The sequence below is a fragment of the Mucilaginibacter xinganensis genome, from assembly GCF_002257585.1.
Lineage (GTDB): Bacteria > Bacteroidota > Bacteroidia > Sphingobacteriales > Sphingobacteriaceae > Mucilaginibacter > Mucilaginibacter xinganensis.
This window is the reverse complement of record NZ_CP022743.1, coordinates 2,360,010-2,376,721: the sequence shown is the minus strand read 5'-3', so window position 1 is coordinate 2,376,721 and position 16,712 is coordinate 2,360,010. Positions and strand designations below refer to the sequence as shown.

Annotated in this window: 16 protein-coding genes and 1 other RNA gene; 14 read left to right on the top strand and 3 right to left on the bottom strand. The window is 40.8% G+C overall.

All coding sequences use genetic code 11. The features are described 5' to 3' along the window. Nucleotides 1–20: 20 nt before the first annotated feature. Complete coding sequence (locus MuYL_RS10310) at nt 21–1,382, bottom strand: GH1 family beta-glucosidase (RefSeq protein WP_094570488.1); 1,362 nt, start codon at nt 1,380–1,382, stop codon at nt 21–23. A gap of 300 nt (nt 1,383–1,682) precedes the next feature. On the opposite strand from MuYL_RS10310, the gene MuYL_RS10305 reads away from it, so the two are divergent. From MuYL_RS10305 to MuYL_RS10275, 7 genes are all read left to right on the top strand, one after another. Continuing rightward, on the top strand, nt 1,683–2,147 hold the full coding sequence (locus MuYL_RS10305) for a DinB family protein (protein ID WP_157740743.1): 465 nt from the start codon (nt 1,683–1,685) through the stop codon (nt 2,145–2,147). A 43-nt stretch (nt 2,148–2,190) separates the two neighbouring features. Continuing rightward, nucleotides 2,191–2,592 carry a hypothetical protein gene (locus tag MuYL_RS10300; protein ID WP_094570486.1) on the top strand — a complete coding sequence of 134 codons (402 nt, stop codon included), beginning with the start codon at nt 2,191–2,193 and terminating at the stop codon, nt 2,590–2,592. A gap of 1 nt (nt 2,593) precedes the next feature. Next, complete coding sequence (locus MuYL_RS10295; protein ID WP_094570485.1) at nt 2,594–3,247, top strand: SCO family protein; 654 nt, start codon at nt 2,594–2,596, stop codon at nt 3,245–3,247. After that, on the top strand, nt 3,244–3,660 hold the full coding sequence (locus MuYL_RS10290) for a c-type cytochrome (protein ID WP_094570484.1): 417 nt from the start codon (nt 3,244–3,246) through the stop codon (nt 3,658–3,660). The genes MuYL_RS10295 and MuYL_RS10290 overlap by 4 nt, the downstream gene beginning before the upstream one ends. Nucleotides 3,661–3,737: 77 nt before the next feature. Next, an RNA gene (gene rnpB / locus MuYL_RS10285) (RNase P RNA component class A) lies at nt 3,738–4,146 on the top strand. Between the two features lie 183 nt (nt 4,147–4,329). Then, nucleotides 4,330–5,706 carry a sigma-54-dependent transcriptional regulator gene (locus MuYL_RS10280; RefSeq protein ID WP_094570483.1) on the top strand — a complete coding sequence of 459 codons (1,377 nt, stop codon included), beginning with the start codon at nt 4,330–4,332 and terminating at the stop codon, nt 5,704–5,706. A 155-nt stretch (nt 5,707–5,861) separates the two neighbouring features. After that, nucleotides 5,862–7,028 carry an acyltransferase family protein gene (locus MuYL_RS10275; RefSeq protein WP_094570481.1) on the top strand — a complete coding sequence of 389 codons (1,167 nt, stop codon included), beginning with the start codon at nt 5,862–5,864 and terminating at the stop codon, nt 7,026–7,028. A gap of 73 nt (nt 7,029–7,101) precedes the next feature. On the opposite strand, the gene MuYL_RS10270 is transcribed toward MuYL_RS10275, so the two are convergent. Then, on the bottom strand, nt 7,102–7,575 hold the full coding sequence (locus MuYL_RS10270) for a pyrophosphohydrolase domain-containing protein (RefSeq protein WP_245845835.1): 474 nt from the start codon (nt 7,573–7,575) through the stop codon (nt 7,102–7,104). Between the two features lie 211 nt (nt 7,576–7,786). Between MuYL_RS10270 and MuYL_RS10265 the strand changes: the two genes are divergently transcribed. The 7 genes from MuYL_RS10265 (at nt 7,787) to MuYL_RS10235 (ending at nt 14,451) form a co-directional block, all read left to right on the top strand. Continuing rightward, nucleotides 7,787–8,920: a DUF6515 family protein gene (locus MuYL_RS10265; protein WP_094570480.1), complete on the top strand. Its 1,134-nt coding sequence runs from the start codon at nt 7,787–7,789 to the stop codon at nt 8,918–8,920. Nucleotides 8,921–9,047: 127 nt separating this feature from the next. Then, complete coding sequence (locus MuYL_RS10260) at nt 9,048–10,070, top strand: sensor histidine kinase (protein ID WP_094570479.1); 1,023 nt, start codon at nt 9,048–9,050, stop codon at nt 10,068–10,070. After that, the gene (locus tag MuYL_RS10255) at nt 10,067–10,846 is read left to right on the top strand and encodes a LytR/AlgR family response regulator transcription factor (RefSeq protein WP_094570477.1); all 780 of its coding nucleotides are present in this window, start codon (nt 10,067–10,069) and stop codon (nt 10,844–10,846) included. Before MuYL_RS10260 ends, MuYL_RS10255 begins: the two co-directional genes overlap by 4 nt. A gap of 141 nt (nt 10,847–10,987) precedes the next feature. Beyond that, nucleotides 10,988–11,761, top strand: a complete 774-nt coding sequence (locus MuYL_RS10250) for a sterol desaturase family protein (protein WP_094570476.1) — start codon at nt 10,988–10,990, stop codon at nt 11,759–11,761. Nucleotides 11,762–11,809: 48 nt separating this feature from the next. Beyond that, entirely contained in the window at nt 11,810–12,541 is a 732-nt protein-coding gene (locus MuYL_RS10245; RefSeq protein WP_094570475.1) for a hypothetical protein, read from the top strand. A 12-nt stretch (nt 12,542–12,553) separates the two neighbouring features. Then, nucleotides 12,554–12,952, top strand: a complete 399-nt coding sequence (locus MuYL_RS10240; RefSeq protein ID WP_094570474.1) for a hypothetical protein — start codon at nt 12,554–12,556, stop codon at nt 12,950–12,952. Between the two features lie 161 nt (nt 12,953–13,113). Then, nucleotides 13,114–14,451, top strand: coding sequence for a zinc dependent phospholipase C family protein (locus MuYL_RS10235; protein WP_094570473.1), 1,338 nt, complete (start codon nt 13,114–13,116; stop codon nt 14,449–14,451). Nucleotides 14,452–14,654: 203 nt separating this feature from the next. On the opposite strand, the gene MuYL_RS10230 is transcribed toward MuYL_RS10235, so the two are convergent. Further along, nucleotides 14,655–16,625 carry a S9 family peptidase gene (locus MuYL_RS10230; RefSeq protein ID WP_094570472.1) on the bottom strand — a complete coding sequence of 657 codons (1,971 nt, stop codon included), beginning with the start codon at nt 16,623–16,625 and terminating at the stop codon, nt 14,655–14,657. Between the last annotated feature and the right edge of the window lie 87 nt (nt 16,626–16,712).

The window sequence follows — 16,712 nt, the reverse complement described above, 5'->3', positions numbered from 1 at the left end:
AAACTATCAGAACTTGTAAACTAATTCCCTTTTAAAAAGTCGGCATACCAGTGCCCTGATGATTTAACGATGCGTTGTTGTGTCTCAAAATCAACGTGTATTATTCCGAAACGCGGATGATATCCTTCAGCCCATTCAAAATTATCGGTCAACGTCCATATAAAATAGCCATCTACCTTTAAACCTTCATTTTTAGCCCTTAAAACCTGTTCAAGGTAGCTCTTTAAATATTCAACACGCTTAGGGTCATCAACCATGCCGTCAGTCACCTGGTCCGGAAAGGCAGCTCCATTTTCGGTGATGTAGATACTTTTTATCTGCGGATAGTTATTGAACTGTTTTATCATTTGATAAATGGACGGAGGATAGACTTCCCATTTCATATTGGTTAATGGCACCCCTCTTTTTTCAGCCTTAACCAGCGATGCCCCAACATAGGGTGTAAAAAACGAATTCTTTACAATTTCACGGGTATAATTTTGTACTCCTATGAAATCAAAATCGAACTTCATTAAATCTTTGTCGCCAGGCTGAAAGTATTTTTCAATATCTTTCAGGGCCGAAACCTCGTGTACCGGGTAGCCAAGCCCTAAAACGGGCTCTATAAATAGCCGGTTTAGCAGGGCGTCAACACGTTTAGCGGCATTGACATCTTTTTGTTTATCAGTGTGCGGTTCAACGTATGAGCATGAAAATGTTGTGCCGATATGTGCATCCTTCACTAAATCTCTCAAAATCCGCCCCCCGGCAGCCATACATAAAACAGCGTGGTGAATAGCGGGTAAAAAATTCCTAAGTCCCGTTCGGCCTGGTGCATGAATCCCTAAAAAGTAACCTGCCCCTGTAAATACGCCGGGCTCATTCATCACCATCCAGTTCTTTACCCTGTCACCAAAATTTTTAGCGCATATAGTAGCAAAGGCCTTAAACCATTCTACTACATCACGATTAGTCCAGCCACCTTTCAGTTCAAGTGCATGAGGCAGGTCCCAATGATAAATAGTTACCCATGGCTCTACACCTTGCTCAAGGCAATAGTTAATAACACTGTTGTAAAAATCTATCCCTGCCTGGTTTACTTCACCCGTACCGTTAGGTAAGATCCGGGTCCATGATATGGAGAACCTGAAACACTGTATATTAAGCTGTTTAATAAGATCAATGTCCTGTTTGTACTGATTATAGAAATCGCAGGAGATGGCCGGATCGTCACCATTTAATATTTTCCCCTTTTTAGCTGCAAAAACATCCCAGATAGACGCCCCTTTTCCTTCTGCATCACAGGCCCCTTCAATCTGGAAAGCTGCTACAGAAACTCCCCATTTAAAATTGTCGCCAAAAAGTTTTTTATTAATACGGATATCCTGAGAAGTGCTTTCCATTAAAGAGCTATTGTAAAGCAAAATTGTGCAATACAATTAAATAATTGAGACTTTTGAATAAATAATTTTAATGAATAAAAGATGACCTCATACTCCTGAGGATCATCCACTCCCTAAAATGTGAGATTAGCTTCGGAAAATTTAAAATGAATTTCATAACAAAAGCGTTTTTATTTATTACTAAGATAAGCCCCCTGTATAACCCTGGCATGTTGCTATCATTATATTATTGTTAACAGGTAAACAATGTCTCCCTGCTTTGATTTGTTTTGTTGTACGCTATATTTATATTTTTACCACATGAAAACTTATTTTATCCGGCTGTTGAATTACGACCGATACGCCAATGAAGTCATGTTAAATTCAATTATAGAAGCTGAAATGCCGCGGAAATCAATTGAACTGATGGCTCATTTATTGTCTGCCCAGCAAATCTGGCTTAGCCGCTGCAAAGGTTTAGTTCCTGTCGGAAGCATTTTATGGCCTGACTGGGATTCGGAGACTTTAAATAAAGTAATTAATAACAACCATAATGAATGGCTTGAATACCTTAATGGTTTGCAGCCGGGCGACTTCGAAAAACCCATAAGCTACAAAAACCTAAAAGGCGATAGTTTTGAGAATAAGCTGGCTGATATACTTGCGCATTTAATCAATCACGGTACTCACCACCGTGCACAGATAGGCCAGCAATTAAAATTTTCCGGAGCTGAAACCCTGCCCGTTACCGATTATATTGCTTATACCCGACAATTTGATTGTTAACTAACTTCATTGTTGATTAAATTTGAACCCAAATAACCATTAAATGAAAAAAACACTATTACTATTGTTTGCCTGCGGTGTACTGTTTAGCTGTAGCAATAAAAAGGCTGAAAAAAGCGCTATTATGGATGACGTTATGAAAGTGCACGAAAAAGTAATGGAAGTTGACGGAAAAGTGATAGCAAACCGAATGAAGCTGGACACAATTTTAAAGCAGAACACATTAGCCACAAAGGACACCGCCATTATGCTTAGTAAAAAACTTACTGCAGCCGAGGATGCCATGGAAGACTGGATGCATAAATTCGACTACGAACAAAAAGGAAAATCTGACGAAGAAGTTATAAGATACATGAATGATCAGAAAAAGCTGATAATGAACATAGATTCACAATTGAACGTTGCCGTTAAAGAATCAGATTTATATCTTAAAAAAATCAAATAACATGAAGAAACTGGTTTATGCAATAGCATTGACGATGCTGTGGAGTGCGTGCAAACTTAATAGCAATACCAATACTACCTTGCCGATTTATGGCAGTAAACAAGCAGTTACAAAAAGCGTTAACGGCCAACAAGTAACCGACACCATTTACCAAACTATCCCTGCCTTTAAATTTGTTAACCAATATGGCGATACCATAACTGAAAAAAGTCTGGATGGGAAAATTTATGTAGCCGATTTCTTTTTCACTACCTGCCCAAACATTTGTCCTGTTATGCATCGTAACATGTTACCTGTTTACAATGAGTTTAAAAGCAATAACGATTTCAGAATTATATCGCATACCATCGACCCCAAATATGATACGGTACCTGTGCTGAAAAGATATGCCGATAAGCTGGGCATCACCGGTAATATCTGGTGGTTATTACACGGGCAAAAAAACGATACTTACACCATAGCAAAAAGCTATTTAGTGTCGCTACAGGAAAAAAACCCGCAAGGGCAATACGTACACGACGGCTACTTTATACTCATAGATAAACAAAAACGCATCCGCGGCACTTACCAGGGCACCGACCCTAAAGAAGTTGAAAAAATGACTGCAGACATTAAAATACTGATGGCTGAGCCCGATCAAAAAGCGTCCAAATGAGATTGAAATTTATAATCGTCATCTGTTTCGCGCTGGTTGCAATGGTAGTATCGTGTCAAAGTGATGAAATCATAGAGTTTAACCGGTATTATGTAAACGGAAGTACAGTTTACCAGGTTCATTGCCAAAATTGCCACGGTGCAAAAGGGGAAGGCCTTCAAGGGCTTATACCTTCTTTAACCGACTCGGCTTATCTAAAAAATAACCGGGAAGTACTTGCCTGCTTCATTAAAAAGGGCCTGAAAGGAAATATCACCATTAACAATAAAAACTATGAGGGCGAAATGCCGCCGGATGATCTAGCCCCTTTAGAAATAGCGCAGGTACTTACCTATATCACCAATTCTTTTGGCAATAAAATGCCGACTATAAATACTGAAAAAGTTAATGCAGACCTGGCAAAGTGCCGCTAGTTAATTATCAATATCAACAATGGCTTATACGCTTAAGCTATATTCAAGCAACTATAAACTAAAAAGCCTATTTTTACGCCGCAAAACGTTCTATCGCTGTTCTGATTTATCAGGACGGAGGAAAGTCCGGGCAACATAGAGCATCCTGCTTCCTAACGGGAAGGCGCCGTCAGCCGGCGACAGCAAGTGCCACAGAAAATAAACCGCCTGGTTCCGGCATCTGCCAGAACCAGGTAAGGGTGAAAACGTGAGGTAAGAGCTCACGGCTTTTCCGGGCGACCGGGATCGCGGTAAACCTCAGGAGTTGAAAAACCAAATAGGTCCTGAAAGCGGAGCTGCTCGTTCCCGAATCCCGATTTATCGGGGTCGTCAGGATGGGTAGGTTGATTGAACCTGCCAGCAATGGCAGGGCCAGATTAATGATAGAAACCATAATAACTTTTAGCTATTATGGCACAGAACCCGGCTTACAGGTTTGCTGCTGATATGCCCCTCTCCGTGAAAAGAGAGGGGTTATTTATTTTTGTAAGCCTGGGTAAATATGCAAGACCCTTAACCTGCTTCAAAAAATACAGTTCTTAAAACCTTCCTTCAAAAAAAGTGTTTGTTTTTCTATACAATTATATATATTCGCGATATCATACTACCAACAGAAAACATAAAACCGAAATGGCTAAAATTTTAATAATTGATGATGAACGTGCGATCCGGAGCACCCTTCGCGAAATACTGGAATACGAAGATTACATAGTAGAAGATGTTGATAATGGCATCGACGGGCTGGAACTAATTAAAAAGAACGATTACGATCTTGTGCTGTGCGATATAAAAATGAACCGGATGGACGGAATGGAAGTACTTACAGCGGGCCTGAACATTAAACCCGATCTTCCTTTTATTATGATATCTGGTCATGGAACGGTTGAAACAGCTATTGAGGCCAGCAAAAAAGGGGCATTTGACTTTATTTCAAAACCACCAGATCTTAACCGCCTGCTCATCACGGTAAGGAATGCGCTTGACAGAGGGAGCCTGGTTACCGAGGCTAAAGTATTAAAGAGAAAGGTTTCAAAAGTACGCCCTATCCTTGGCGATTCACAAGCCATTTTAAAAATAAAAGAAACCATTGACCGCGTGGCCCCTACCGACGCGCGCGTACTGATTACCGGTGCGAACGGCAGTGGTAAAGAACTGGTTGCCCGCTGGCTGCACGAAAAATCCAATCGCTCAAACGCGCCATTAATTGAGGTTAACTGCGCTGCAATACCCTCAGAACTGATTGAAAGTGAATTATTTGGACATGAGAAAGGTTCATTTACATCTGCTATAAAACAACGGATTGGAAAATTTGAGTCGGCAAACGGCGGAACGCTGTTTCTTGACGAAATCGGGGATATGAGCTCATCAACCCAGGCTAAGGTATTACGCGCACTTCAGGAAAACAAAATAACCCGTGTAGGCGGTGAAAAAGAGATTGAAGTGGATGTTCGTGTTGTAGCTGCAACCAATAAAGACCTATTAAAAGAAATAGAGGCCGGCAATTTCCGTATGGACCTTTACCACCGTCTGAGCGTAATATTAATCCATGTCCCACCACTTACTGACCGTAAGGATGACATCGCTCTGCTTACGCAAAGCTTTTTAGACGAGGTTTGCAATGATTATGGCATGCCGGTTAAAAAAATCTCTGAAGCGGCACTCGAGGCCCTTAAGGCACTTCCGTGGACAGGAAACATTCGTGAGCTGAGGAATATGGTTGAGCGTTTAATAATTTTAAGCGACAGAACAATTACCGACAGCGATGTAAGGGCATTTGCAAATCCATCAACGCCGGAGGTGCCGACGATTGGTAATGCAACCCCTCAAACTGATTTTGACCAGTTTACAAATTTCCAGGAATATAAGGATTTTGCCGAACGCGAGTATATTAAATTTAAGCTCGAGAAAAACAACTGGAACGTGTCAAAAACTGCTGATGACATTGACATTCAACGAAGCCATTTGTACAGCAAAATTGAGAAATTTGGATTGAAACGCGGGGAATAGACACCCATGCTGTAAATGTTGTACAGGCGTAAACAAAATTGTTGTTTTTTTGGTACGGGCAACATTTACAGCTTTTTTAACAAAGCAAATCCACTTTGAAAATTTATTTAAAAACTATATCTTTCCTGTAATTATAACCTAATAATTAAACAGGAATGACCCTATCAGCAAAACAACAACCGGCAGACGATTTCGATGCCACTCCTACCCGACTGTTCTCTCTAGATGCCCTCAGAGGGTTCGATATGTTCTGGATTATGGGTGCAGACGAGATCTGGCATGCCATGAAAGAAGCCACACATGGTCAATCTCCTTTTTGGAATACCCTTGCAAATCAGTTTACCCATCCGGACTGGAATGGGTTTCATGTTTACGATCTGATCTTTCCGCTATTTCTGTTTATGGCGGGGGTTTCGACACCTTTTTCTGTTGGCCGTGAGTTGGAGAAAGGAAAAACAAAAGAACAATTATTATTAAGGGTGTTAAAAAGGACCCTTATATTAATACTTTTAGGGTTCTTAGTAAATAATGGCCTTCAATTAAGGCCAATTGCCGAGTTCCGCTTTCCAAGCGTACTGGGGCGCATCGGTATTGCTTACCTGTTTGCAAATATTATTTACCTGTATGCAAAGGAATATGCGCTTATTTTTTGGTTCTTTTTCTTTATCGTGGGTTATTACCTGCTGCTGAAATTTACGTCAGCTCCAGGCTTTCATCCGGGCGATCTCACCCCTGAAGGCAACTTCGCGTCGTATATTGACCGGTCTATATTACCCGGGCATTTATACGTACCATTCCCTAACGGCAAGCCTAACATGCATGACCCGGAAGGTTTGTTCTCTACTATTCCTGCTATCAGTACCGGGTTATTAGGCATAATGGCCGGGCTAACGTTAAAGAATAAAACATTGTCACAAAATGCAAAAACACTGCGCCTAGTAATTGCGGGCGTTATATTTCTGCTCGTTGCACAGATCTGGAATATTGATTTTCCCATAAACAAAAATCTTTGGTCAAGTTCATTTGTGATGCACGTAGGCGGCTTAAGCCTGTTGTTAATGGCGCTTTTTTACTATGTAATTGATGTTTTGGGATTTCAGAAATGGGCGTTCTTTTTCAAGGTAATTGGTATGAACTCCATCCTGATCTATATTTCAGGTCACTTTATAAAATGGAACTACACTAACGAAGGGTTTTTCAAATGGCTGGGGCAATTAGCCGGTGAACCTTATGGGGCCGTATTAATGGCGATAACTTTTGTTTTGGTAAAATGGGTATTTCTTTATTACCTGTATCAGAAAAAGACTTTTTTGCGGGTGTAAGAAAATTCCGGACTATATTATAACATAAAAGGCATGCCTTCACATTGAGGAGCATGCCTTTTATGTTGATCCGTTATTTCTCTAAAATTGATTTAAGAGCAGCGGGCGAATAGTTTATAGATTTTAAAGTTTTATGATCACCGGCGCGGTAAACTAAAAACAAGCCGTCAATTTCTTTATGATAGGAGTCTGTACCGGCTGTGGTTTTGTAATGTGCTATTGTTTTTTCAGCCTCTTCTACTGTACTGCAAGCCTTACTCATATTTGAACGGTGAACCTCATCAAATAATTCTTTAAATTTTTCGCCCAAGCCGAATTCCAGTATGGCACCTGAAAGTACATATTGCAGATCGCATAAGGCATCGGCAACTTCAACTAAATCATTGTCGTCTACCGCTTGCTGCAGTTCCTTCAATTCCTCAGCCAGGAGAGAAATCCTTAATGCGCTTCTTTCTTTTGATGGTATGGCTGGTTGTTTTAGAACAGGATGTTTAAACGTAGTATGAAACTCGGCCACCTGGTTTAACGAATGGGTATCTTTTATCATTTTTTATCTGATTTAATTAGGTGTTTGATTTAAAAATCAAACACTGCTAATATATAAATATCAAAGAATTTTGAATAAGCCTTATCAAAATAAACTGCTGAAAATTATGCAGGCATAGTTATTGAATAAAATAATTATCTGAACATTAAACCGTTTTAATAATTAATAGTCAATTAAAAAAGGAACAGTATAAACTGTCATAAATATCAACATGAAAAAGGCATTAAAATATTTTGCATTCACAAGCCTGAGCGGGTTGCTTTGCTTGTTTTTAGCTTTTCCGGCTAACGCTCAACACAGGGGCGGCAGCGGAGGTGGTGGCGGCGGCGGACACGTTGGCGGCGGTGGCGGTGGTCACTTCAGCGGTGGCGGCAGCGGTGGACGTGTTAGCAGTGGCTTTTCCGGTGGATCACGCTCCGGCGGATTTTCTGGTGGATCACGCTCCGGCGGGTTTTCAGGCCGTACGATGGTTTCTCCACGATCAGGTGGCTTTAGTCAGCGGCCAAATATTTCTTCACCAAGGGGTAATTCATTTGGTTCACGTCCTTCAACTCAGGGATATTCCCGCTTTAACGGTGGCCGTGCCGGCGTAACCCGCGGCTATTCAGGCGCTCGCGGATACATTGGTGCACGGGGTTATACCGGGTCTCGCAGTGGATATTACGGTCGCGGTGGATATTATGGTCGCGGTGGATATTATGGTCGCGGCGGTTATGGCGGGCGTTATTACGGCCGTGGTTATTATTACGGACCAAGCTATTGGGGTGGCCGCAGTTACTGGGGTTACCGTGGCGGTTACTTTTACAATGGTGGCTTTTATGGCAGCTTGTATTATCCAAGGTTAGGCTTTAGCATAGGTGTTTTACCTTACGGCTATTATCCTTTTTATTGGGGAGATCTTCAGTACTATTATAGCAATGGCTTTTACTATCAATATAATAACAGCCAATACACTGTTGTTGAACCACCGCTTGGTGCTGAGATCAGCCAGTTGCCGGCAAATGCACAAGCAATTACTATTAACGGCGAGCAGTATTATGAACTTAACGGGGTTTATTATCAACCGGTTACAAAAGATGACGGCACACAAACTTATGTTATTGCCGGAAAGGATGGCCAGTTAGAGACCAACCAGGGACAGGGTGTTGATAACGGACAGGCCGCGCCGATGCCTAAATCGGGTGATATTTATAACGAATTACCGGAGGGCTCAAGAACGATACACATTAACGGCCAAACACTTTACGTTTCGCCGGATGATGTATATTACCAGGAAACAACAGACACCAGCGGCAACAGGGTGTACAAAGTTGTAAGTACTCCTGCCGATGAGCCCCAAAACTAAAAATTTATAAAATTATCCTTTTAAGGGTGGACCGCTGGTTCACCCTTTTTTGTTGCCTCGCCCGCCAATTTTTCAGCTTCACCTAAGTATATTTATAACCTAAATTAACGGCTGCTATTTTCACCCTATGAACAAAACTGAAAGGCGAATTTGTTGGTATAGTTCTTTGCTCATAGCTGTAATGATGAACAGCCCGAGATTACTCGCACTCAAAACCGATGGGCTTGTTGCACACTATTGGCATTTTAACCTTGCAGAACTTATTTTCCAGGTTACTTTCAACTTTGGCTTTTGTTACCTGCTGTTTTACCTAAACTTAACAACCAGCAGTATTTTATTTATCTACCGCAATAATCAACGAAAACTGCTCGCGTACTTTCTAAACTTCCTGCTCTTATTATTTTGCTGCATTGTTGGCGGAATCGTACAACGCCATAGCTTTATACACACACAGTTGCGTAATATTTACTGGTTAGGATACATTTCAAGATATTTTTTAACAACAATTCTGGCAGCTATCCTTATAAAAATCATCCTTTTGCTGCGTATCGCTCAAAAAAAAGAAAAGGAGAATGAGCAATTAAAAACTGTATACCTTGAAGCGGAGCTTGAACTATTAAAAGAACAGCTTAACCCCCATTTCTTATTTAATTCACTAAGCACACTTTCAGGCGTTGTTAGAGAAGATCCGGTTAAGGCACAGTATTTCATCAATCATCTTTCAAAAATATTCAGATATTCACTGGACCAGTCTGGAAACCAGATGGCAACTATTGAGGAGGAGTTAAACATGATCCGATCGTATGAACAACTGCTTAAAATGAGGTTTGAAGAAGCATTTGTTTTAACGATAGCTATTGATACTGAATACCTTAATTTCAAAGTCCCTCACCTATCACTGCAACCATTGCTTGAAAACGCAGCGAAGCACAATTCAGCTTCGAAAAAAAAACCTTTAAGGGTGGAAATTTTCATTGCCGATTATCAGCTGGTTGTCAGTAATAACCTGCAGGCAATACCGCGGCCTGAAAACAGTACCGGCATAGGCCTTTCTAACTTAAGCAGCCGCGTTAGAATACTTATGCATGATGAAATAGTAATCAATAAAACAACCGATAGCTTTAGCGTTAAATTACCCATACAAAGATGAAGCAAATTAGAATTGCCATAATTGAAGATGAACCGGTTACGGCTCGTAATCTTGCATATGTACTGCAAACGATTGACCCGGTGATAAAGGTAATTTCTATACAAACAGGAGTGGAAGAGGCGGTAGAATGGTTTATCGAAAACCCCAATAACTACGACCTTATTTTTATGGATATCCGTTTAAACGACGGACTTTCTTTCGATATTTTCAAACACGTGAACCTTGTTAAACCTGTAATATTTGTCACGGCATATAACGATTATGCCATACAGGCTTTTAAAAATAATGGCATTGATTATATCCTTAAACCTTTTGATCAGCAGGAGGTTGAAAAAGCCATCAACAAATTTAAAACGCTGGTAACTTCTGTAAATGAAGAATCCGTTGCGTTTAATGTCTCCGAAATTATAGCGCAGCTAAATGCAGCCCCAGTATCCTACAAAAGGTCTTTTCTTGTGCACTTCAGGGATAAATTGATTCCGGTAGAAACTGCGACGATTGCATGGTTTTATACAGCTAATGAGCTGGTATATGCGCATACAAACGATGCACGCCAATATATAGTTGATTTTACGATGGAACAATTGGAGCAGCAGCTTGATCCCATGTTATTTTTCCGTGCTAACCGACAATTCATCATCAACCGAAAAGAAATTAGCGAAGTTGACTTTTATTTTAACGGGCGCTTGTCTGTTAAAGTTAAGCCTGCTCCACCCGAAAGCATAATCATCAGCAAAGTTCGCGTGCCCCAGTTTAAAAGCTGGATGAATAGCTAAACGCTTCACCCACGCTTTTTTCAGCTTCGCCCTGTTATCAGTTACCCTTATTATTTTTTTGAGTCACATTTACACTGTTCATCTAAATAATTACAAAAATGTAATTGTAAATGAATTTAAAATAAACTCGAAACAGGGGATATGAAAAATATAACAGGACCATACAAACTTTGGATATTAATCTTTTTACTGCTTTTAATAGTAGCAGAAATTGCCTGGAGCTGGCGGAACGATAAAAAATCGTACGAGGTAAAGGAAACTCTTTCCAACCTCGCAGTTTTGGCGGGCTTTCAGCTCTCAAAGATCATATTTGCCGGATACCAGCTAATAATACTTGGCTTTTTTAATGCTTTAGCGCCTTTTAGTCTTCCTCACACGGGCTGGGTATTTATCTTAACGTTTATTGTAACAGATTTTATTTATTACTGGTTTCACCGGGTTTCGCATATATGGAAACCGTTGTGGGCGTTTCACATGGTTCACCATTCGGCTATGCATATGAACCTTACCGCCGCCTATCGCCTAAATTGGTTATCTGTACTAATAAGCCCCTTATTCTTCATTCCTGCTGTGCTATTAGGCATGCCTGTGGATTATATTATTATATCCTATGTTATTAATCTCCTTTATCAATTTTTTTTACATACCGAGGTAGTTGACAAATTGGGAGTGCTTGAGGGAATAATTGATACCCCGTCGGCACATAGGGTACATCATGGGAGCAACCCGCTTTACATTGATAAAAACTTTGGGGGTGTACTGATTATTTGGGACAAATTATTTAAAACATATCAGCCCGAAACAGAAAAAGTAAACTATGGCCTAACTACCGGATCAATGGGCTACAACCCTTTCAAACTTGTATTTAAAGGATTTGCCGACCTGTTTACAGGTAAAATCAAACTCAAAAATTAATTCTCAACCACATTAAATAGTTCAACACAAAAACAAAACCACAAAATCATGAAAATCAAATTCATTAAATCCAACATCGTATTTGCAGCATTTATCGCTACGGCATTAATGCTAAATTCATCATCATGTAAAAAGGACAGCGCTAACACAACCGATGCAACCGTAACAGAAGCTGACGCTGCCGAGCTAACAACAGCAGCGGTATCGCCTGAAACAGGTGGGATGACTGCTCAGTTAAGCAGTTCAATAACAATTAACAATACAGTTACACTAAGCTGTGGCGTTACAAAGGATTCAACTATTGTAAAATCGAGCGCCGCCGGGGCATCGCCTTCCTATAGCTATAATTTAAACTGGAATTATTTGTTAACCTGTAATGGGATTTTCCCATCTCAATTAGCTTTTAATTTTTCAGGTACAGGAGTTTATGATGGTCCACGAATTTCATCAAATGACAAAAGCGCGGGATCGTTCGTCCTAACCGGTTTGCAAGGTTCGGCATCACAGTATTCATTTACTTCAGCCTATACCCGAACTGGTACAACAACATCAAAAATTGCGCGGCAATACACCTTCACCAGCAATATAAAAATAACGTCATCAAATATTGTTGTAAATAAGTCAACCCAACAAATTGTGTCAGGTACAGCTGCTGTTACCATAACCGCTACATCAACATCAGGAAAAACGTTTAACTTTAACGGTACCATAACCTTCCTTGGCGGTCAAAAAGCAAGCGTAGTTTTAAACAGTGGTACAGCTTACACTATTCAATGGTAATAACATAACAAAATGAAAACAAACAGTAAATTATTGGTAATCCTTTTTATTGCAGCAATTAGCTTATCAACCGTAAGCCGTACCAATGCACAGCCCGGCACGAAAAATATGAAAGATAGCACTCCTGAGGAGCGGGCACAATTTCAAACAAATATGATGAAGAGCAAGCTAAAGCTAGACTCGGGCCAGGTATCCAAAATCCGGGAGATAAATTTGAAATACGCTAAAAAAATTCAGCCTATTATTACAGGCAGCGACGGGCGTTTTTCAAAAATGAAACAGGCTATGGCATTACAAAAGCAAAAAGACAGTGAATTGCAAAACGTTTTTTCAAAAGATCAGTACCAACAATACCAGGCGTTTGAACAGGAGATGAAGAACAAGCTAACAGAAAAGCTTAAACAGAACTAATTTACTTACTGAAAAACATGGCTTGTTACCGAAGCTCCTGCCCCGCAGCGGCTTCGGTAATTTTGCTGACATTATAAATCAAATTCTTAGCGTCAAAATATATTGGGTATTAAAACCTTTTTCATTTTTAATAGTTGTGTTTATCTCTGCCCAAATTATAAATGAAGATGCGTGTATTATACAGGTTGTTAGTACTTGTAATTTTTTTGCAATTGTACACCGGCAAAGTCAAGGCCTACTCTGTTTTAACCCATGAAGCCCTGATTGACGCCAGCTGGGCTAAAAGTATCCGGCCATTGTTAAAGCTGAAATACCCGGAGGCTACAGACGCTGATTTAAAAAAAGCCCACGGTTATGCTTATGGCGGGTGCCTGATGGCCGATATGGGGTACTTCCCTTTTGGCAGCACTTATTTTACAAATCTTTCTCATTATGTACGCAGCGGTGATTTTGTTGAGAACATGCTGCAGGAAGCACAGAACTTAAATGAGTATGCTTTCGCGCTTGGCACCTTATGCCATTATATGGCTGATAAGTATGGTCACTCCATTGGTACCAACCATACCGTGCCAATTGTTTACCCTAAAATAGCTAAAAAATTCGGCAATGTGGTCACTTACGAAGAGGACCATTCATCGCACAGCAAAGTGGAACTTTCCTTTGACGTTTTAGAAACTGCTAAAGGTAATTATGCTCCCGAAGCTTATCATGATTTCATTGGTTTTGAAGTAGCTAAACCGGTACTTGAACGCGCTTTTTTGAAAACCTACGGCGAGGATGTAAATAGTGTATTTGGAGATCTTGACCTCGCCATTTCTACTTATCGGTGGTCGGTAAAAAGCTTAATGCCTACGGTTACCCGCGCCGCATGGAAGCTAAGAAAAAATGATATTCTTAAAGCAAACCCAAGCGCTAACAGCCATACGTTTAGGTATAAGATGAGAAAGAAAGCTTACATTAAAGAGTTTGGCAACACAAGAATTAAAGGCACGTTCGGCGAGCGGGCAGTGGCATTCCTGATCAGTATTTTACCGAAGGTTGGCCCATTAAAGGCGCTGACCTTTAAGGATCCCGGGCCGAAAGGCGAGGAATTGTTTATCCGCAGTTTCGATACCGTGTTGGTACACTACCATAACGCGCTTGAATTACTGCATCACAGCAAACTTAACCTGCAAGATGTTGATTACGATACCGGTAAGCCCACAATGATTGGAGAATACAAACTGGCGGATAAAACTTATGCAAAATTGGTGGAAAATTTGGAAGACACAAAGTTTAATAACCTTACCCGACCGTTAAAACAAAACATCCTGAATTTTTACAGCAAGGCTGATACCGCTAAACTTGCCCGTGAATCTGCTGATGATTGGAAAAAAACTTACAAAGGCTTACAGGCGCTAAAAATGGCAAATACCGTTGGCGTGGACAGTTTGAAAACAGCAAAGGGATTAAACTATAAACTAAACGAGCCTGTTACTAAAGTGAGCGGAAGTAAATAAGTGTCGCAAGAGCGTTCCATTTTTGCATGCGGAACACCCGGAACAAAGTGAAACATGCTGATTATCAGCACATTTCACTTTATTCGCGAAATAAGTAGATGTAATTAACTGATAATAAGCATGTTTCATCAATAACCATATCTAATTCACCTTATTTAGCGTAATTTACTTCCATTCCTTTTAAACCAGCCACCCCGCAACGGCTATTTCAAATACTTGTCAAACCACACAATGTAGCGCTGCAACCTGTCAACCTGGTAACTGGGTACAGTAATACCATGATATTGATTGGGGTACAGGATAAGTTCGGTTGGTAAATTTTGCGATTTAAGCGCCATGTACATTTGTTCGCTTCCCGCTGTTGGTACGTTAAAATCCTTTAACCCCGACATAAACAAAACCGGTGTTTTAATCCTGTCTGCATGAAAAAAAGGATATGATAACTTTATCCATTTATCCTGGTTTTTCCATGGCTGGCCCAATTCATTATCATACTGTAATACATACTGGTCGCTACCATACATACTGGTTTGCAACGCGCTGCCCGCACCGCTGGCACCTGCTTTAAAACGGGTATCCGTAGCAATAGTATAATCGGTCAATATTCCGCCGTAACTCCAGCCGCCAATGCCTAAATGATCCGGATCTGCTATTCCTTTTTTAACCAGCTCATCAACAGCACCTAACAAATCAATTACTTCTTTATTTCCCCAATCAGCATTTATCGCATTGATATATTTAAGTCCGCGGCCATTGCTCCCCCTGTAGTTTACCCCCGCTACCGCGTATCCGGCACCTGCAAGTATCTGCCTTGTAGCATCAAAAGTGTAGTCATCCTGATCAACGGGGCCGCCATGTATAAAAAGTATGAACGGAAGTTTTTGCGTATGTATGCTATCAGGGGTATATAATAAACCCGAAACGGAAGTACCATCCTTGCTTTTTGAGCGAAAGCCTTCCACGTGCGCCAGCTTAAACTCCTGGAGCCAGTTCTGGTGATGTGTTAGTTTTCGCAGCTTTCCACTTTCTACGGCAAATAGCTCGTTTGGCATATAGGGGGTACTAAGTTCAACCACCCAATTATCCGTCGCGTATGAAACAACGTTTACTATCCCATAATCACCACTGTTTATTGTACTTATGCTCTTGGCATCAACATCATATTTAGCCAGGTAACTCCTGCGATCATCACTGACTAAAAAAGCAATCTCCCTGCTATCCTTACTCCATGCTGGTGTTGATACCGGCCTGTCCATTTGTTGTGTAATTACCTTGCTGTTACTCCCGTCGGCATCCATTATACATAGCAAATCCTGGTCATATATGGTATAATGTTCCCCTGCGGTTGAACGTAAATAAGCGATATGTTTACCATCAGGGCTCCATTTGGGACCGATATCGTGGCCCTTCCAAGTGGTCAGCTGGGTGAGCTGTCCGTTTGGCTTTGCTTCAATCGTAAAGATATCTGAATTATCGTCACGTTCCGGCTCGGGTGTGCGGTTGCTTACAAAGGCAATCCTTTTCCCATCGGGCGACCACTCCGGCGATTGCTCATCGGCACTACCTTTTGTTAAGGTATCGAGCTTTTTCGCCTCTATATTAAAAAGATACAAATGCGTGTACTGGTGTTTTAAATAGCCTTCGATATCCTGTTTAAAATGATACCTGTCAATCCTTACGGGTAGCGGATTTTTTGGTTCCTCTTTGGCCTTACTTTCCGGGTCTTCAATAACCAGCAGTAATTGTTTCGAATCGGGCGACCATGAATAGTCGTTCAAATCTCCTTTAATATCAGTTAATTTTTTAGCCTCTCCTCCCCTTCGGTCAAGCAGCCAAACCTGCGAGGCATTTTTTGAGTCGCGGGATGAAAGAAAAGCCAGGTATCTGCCGTCAGGACTCCAGCGCGGGTTTGATGCAGGATCCGCTCCGTGGGTAAGTTCTATTGATTCATTAGTGGTAAGACTTTGCATCCATAAATGTGAAACACGGGCATCCTTTGCCGTATCTACCTCCGAAAGACTATAGGCCACCCACTTATCATCAGGGGAAACCCGGGGCTCGCTCAGGCTTTTAATTTTTAAAAAGTCGGCAGGTTTAAATATTGGTTTTACGGCTTGAGCGTAGGTAACGGTTGAGATAAAAAACGGGATGGCAAGTAAAATGCTTTTCTTCATTGTTCTGATAATATTGGTAGTAATTTACAAATCTTTTGCAATAATATTTTAGCGATAAATAAATAGTCAAAAAAAAGCGGGATCCGT

Bases quoted from the DNA above. Each gene is read 5' to 3' on its own strand.
- MuYL_RS10305 (WP_157740743.1), top strand. From the start codon at position 1,683: ATGAAAACTTATTTTATCCGGCTGTTGAATTACGACCGATACGCCAAT.
- MuYL_RS10255 (WP_094570477.1), top strand. From the start codon at position 10,067: ATGAAGCAAATTAGAATTGCCATAATTGAAGATGAACCGGTTACGGCT.
- MuYL_RS10230 (WP_094570472.1), bottom strand. From the start codon at position 16,625: ATGAAGAAAAGCATTTTACTTGCCATCCCGTTTTTTATCTCAACCGTT.
- MuYL_RS10290 (WP_094570484.1), top strand. From the start codon at position 3,244: ATGAGATTGAAATTTATAATCGTCATCTGTTTCGCGCTGGTTGCAATG.
- MuYL_RS10280 (WP_094570483.1), top strand. From the start codon at position 4,330: ATGGCTAAAATTTTAATAATTGATGATGAACGTGCGATCCGGAGCACC.
- MuYL_RS10300 (WP_094570486.1), top strand. From the start codon at position 2,191: ATGAAAAAAACACTATTACTATTGTTTGCCTGCGGTGTACTGTTTAGC.
- MuYL_RS10310 (WP_094570488.1), bottom strand. From the start codon at position 1,382: ATGGAAAGCACTTCTCAGGATATCCGTATTAATAAAAAACTTTTTGGC.
- MuYL_RS10275 (WP_094570481.1), top strand. From the start codon at position 5,862: ATGACCCTATCAGCAAAACAACAACCGGCAGACGATTTCGATGCCACT.
- MuYL_RS10240 (WP_094570474.1), top strand. From the start codon at position 12,554: ATGAAAACAAACAGTAAATTATTGGTAATCCTTTTTATTGCAGCAATT.
- MuYL_RS10235 (WP_094570473.1), top strand. From the start codon at position 13,114: ATGAAGATGCGTGTATTATACAGGTTGTTAGTACTTGTAATTTTTTTG.
- MuYL_RS10265 (WP_094570480.1), top strand. From the start codon at position 7,787: ATGAAAAAGGCATTAAAATATTTTGCATTCACAAGCCTGAGCGGGTTG.
- MuYL_RS10295 (WP_094570485.1), top strand. From the start codon at position 2,594: ATGAAGAAACTGGTTTATGCAATAGCATTGACGATGCTGTGGAGTGCG.
- MuYL_RS10260 (WP_094570479.1), top strand. From the start codon at position 9,048: ATGAACAAAACTGAAAGGCGAATTTGTTGGTATAGTTCTTTGCTCATA.
- MuYL_RS10250 (WP_094570476.1), top strand. From the start codon at position 10,988: ATGAAAAATATAACAGGACCATACAAACTTTGGATATTAATCTTTTTA.
- MuYL_RS10270 (WP_245845835.1), bottom strand. From the start codon at position 7,575: ATGATAAAAGATACCCATTCGTTAAACCAGGTGGCCGAGTTTCATACT.
- MuYL_RS10245 (WP_094570475.1), top strand. From the start codon at position 11,810: ATGAAAATCAAATTCATTAAATCCAACATCGTATTTGCAGCATTTATC.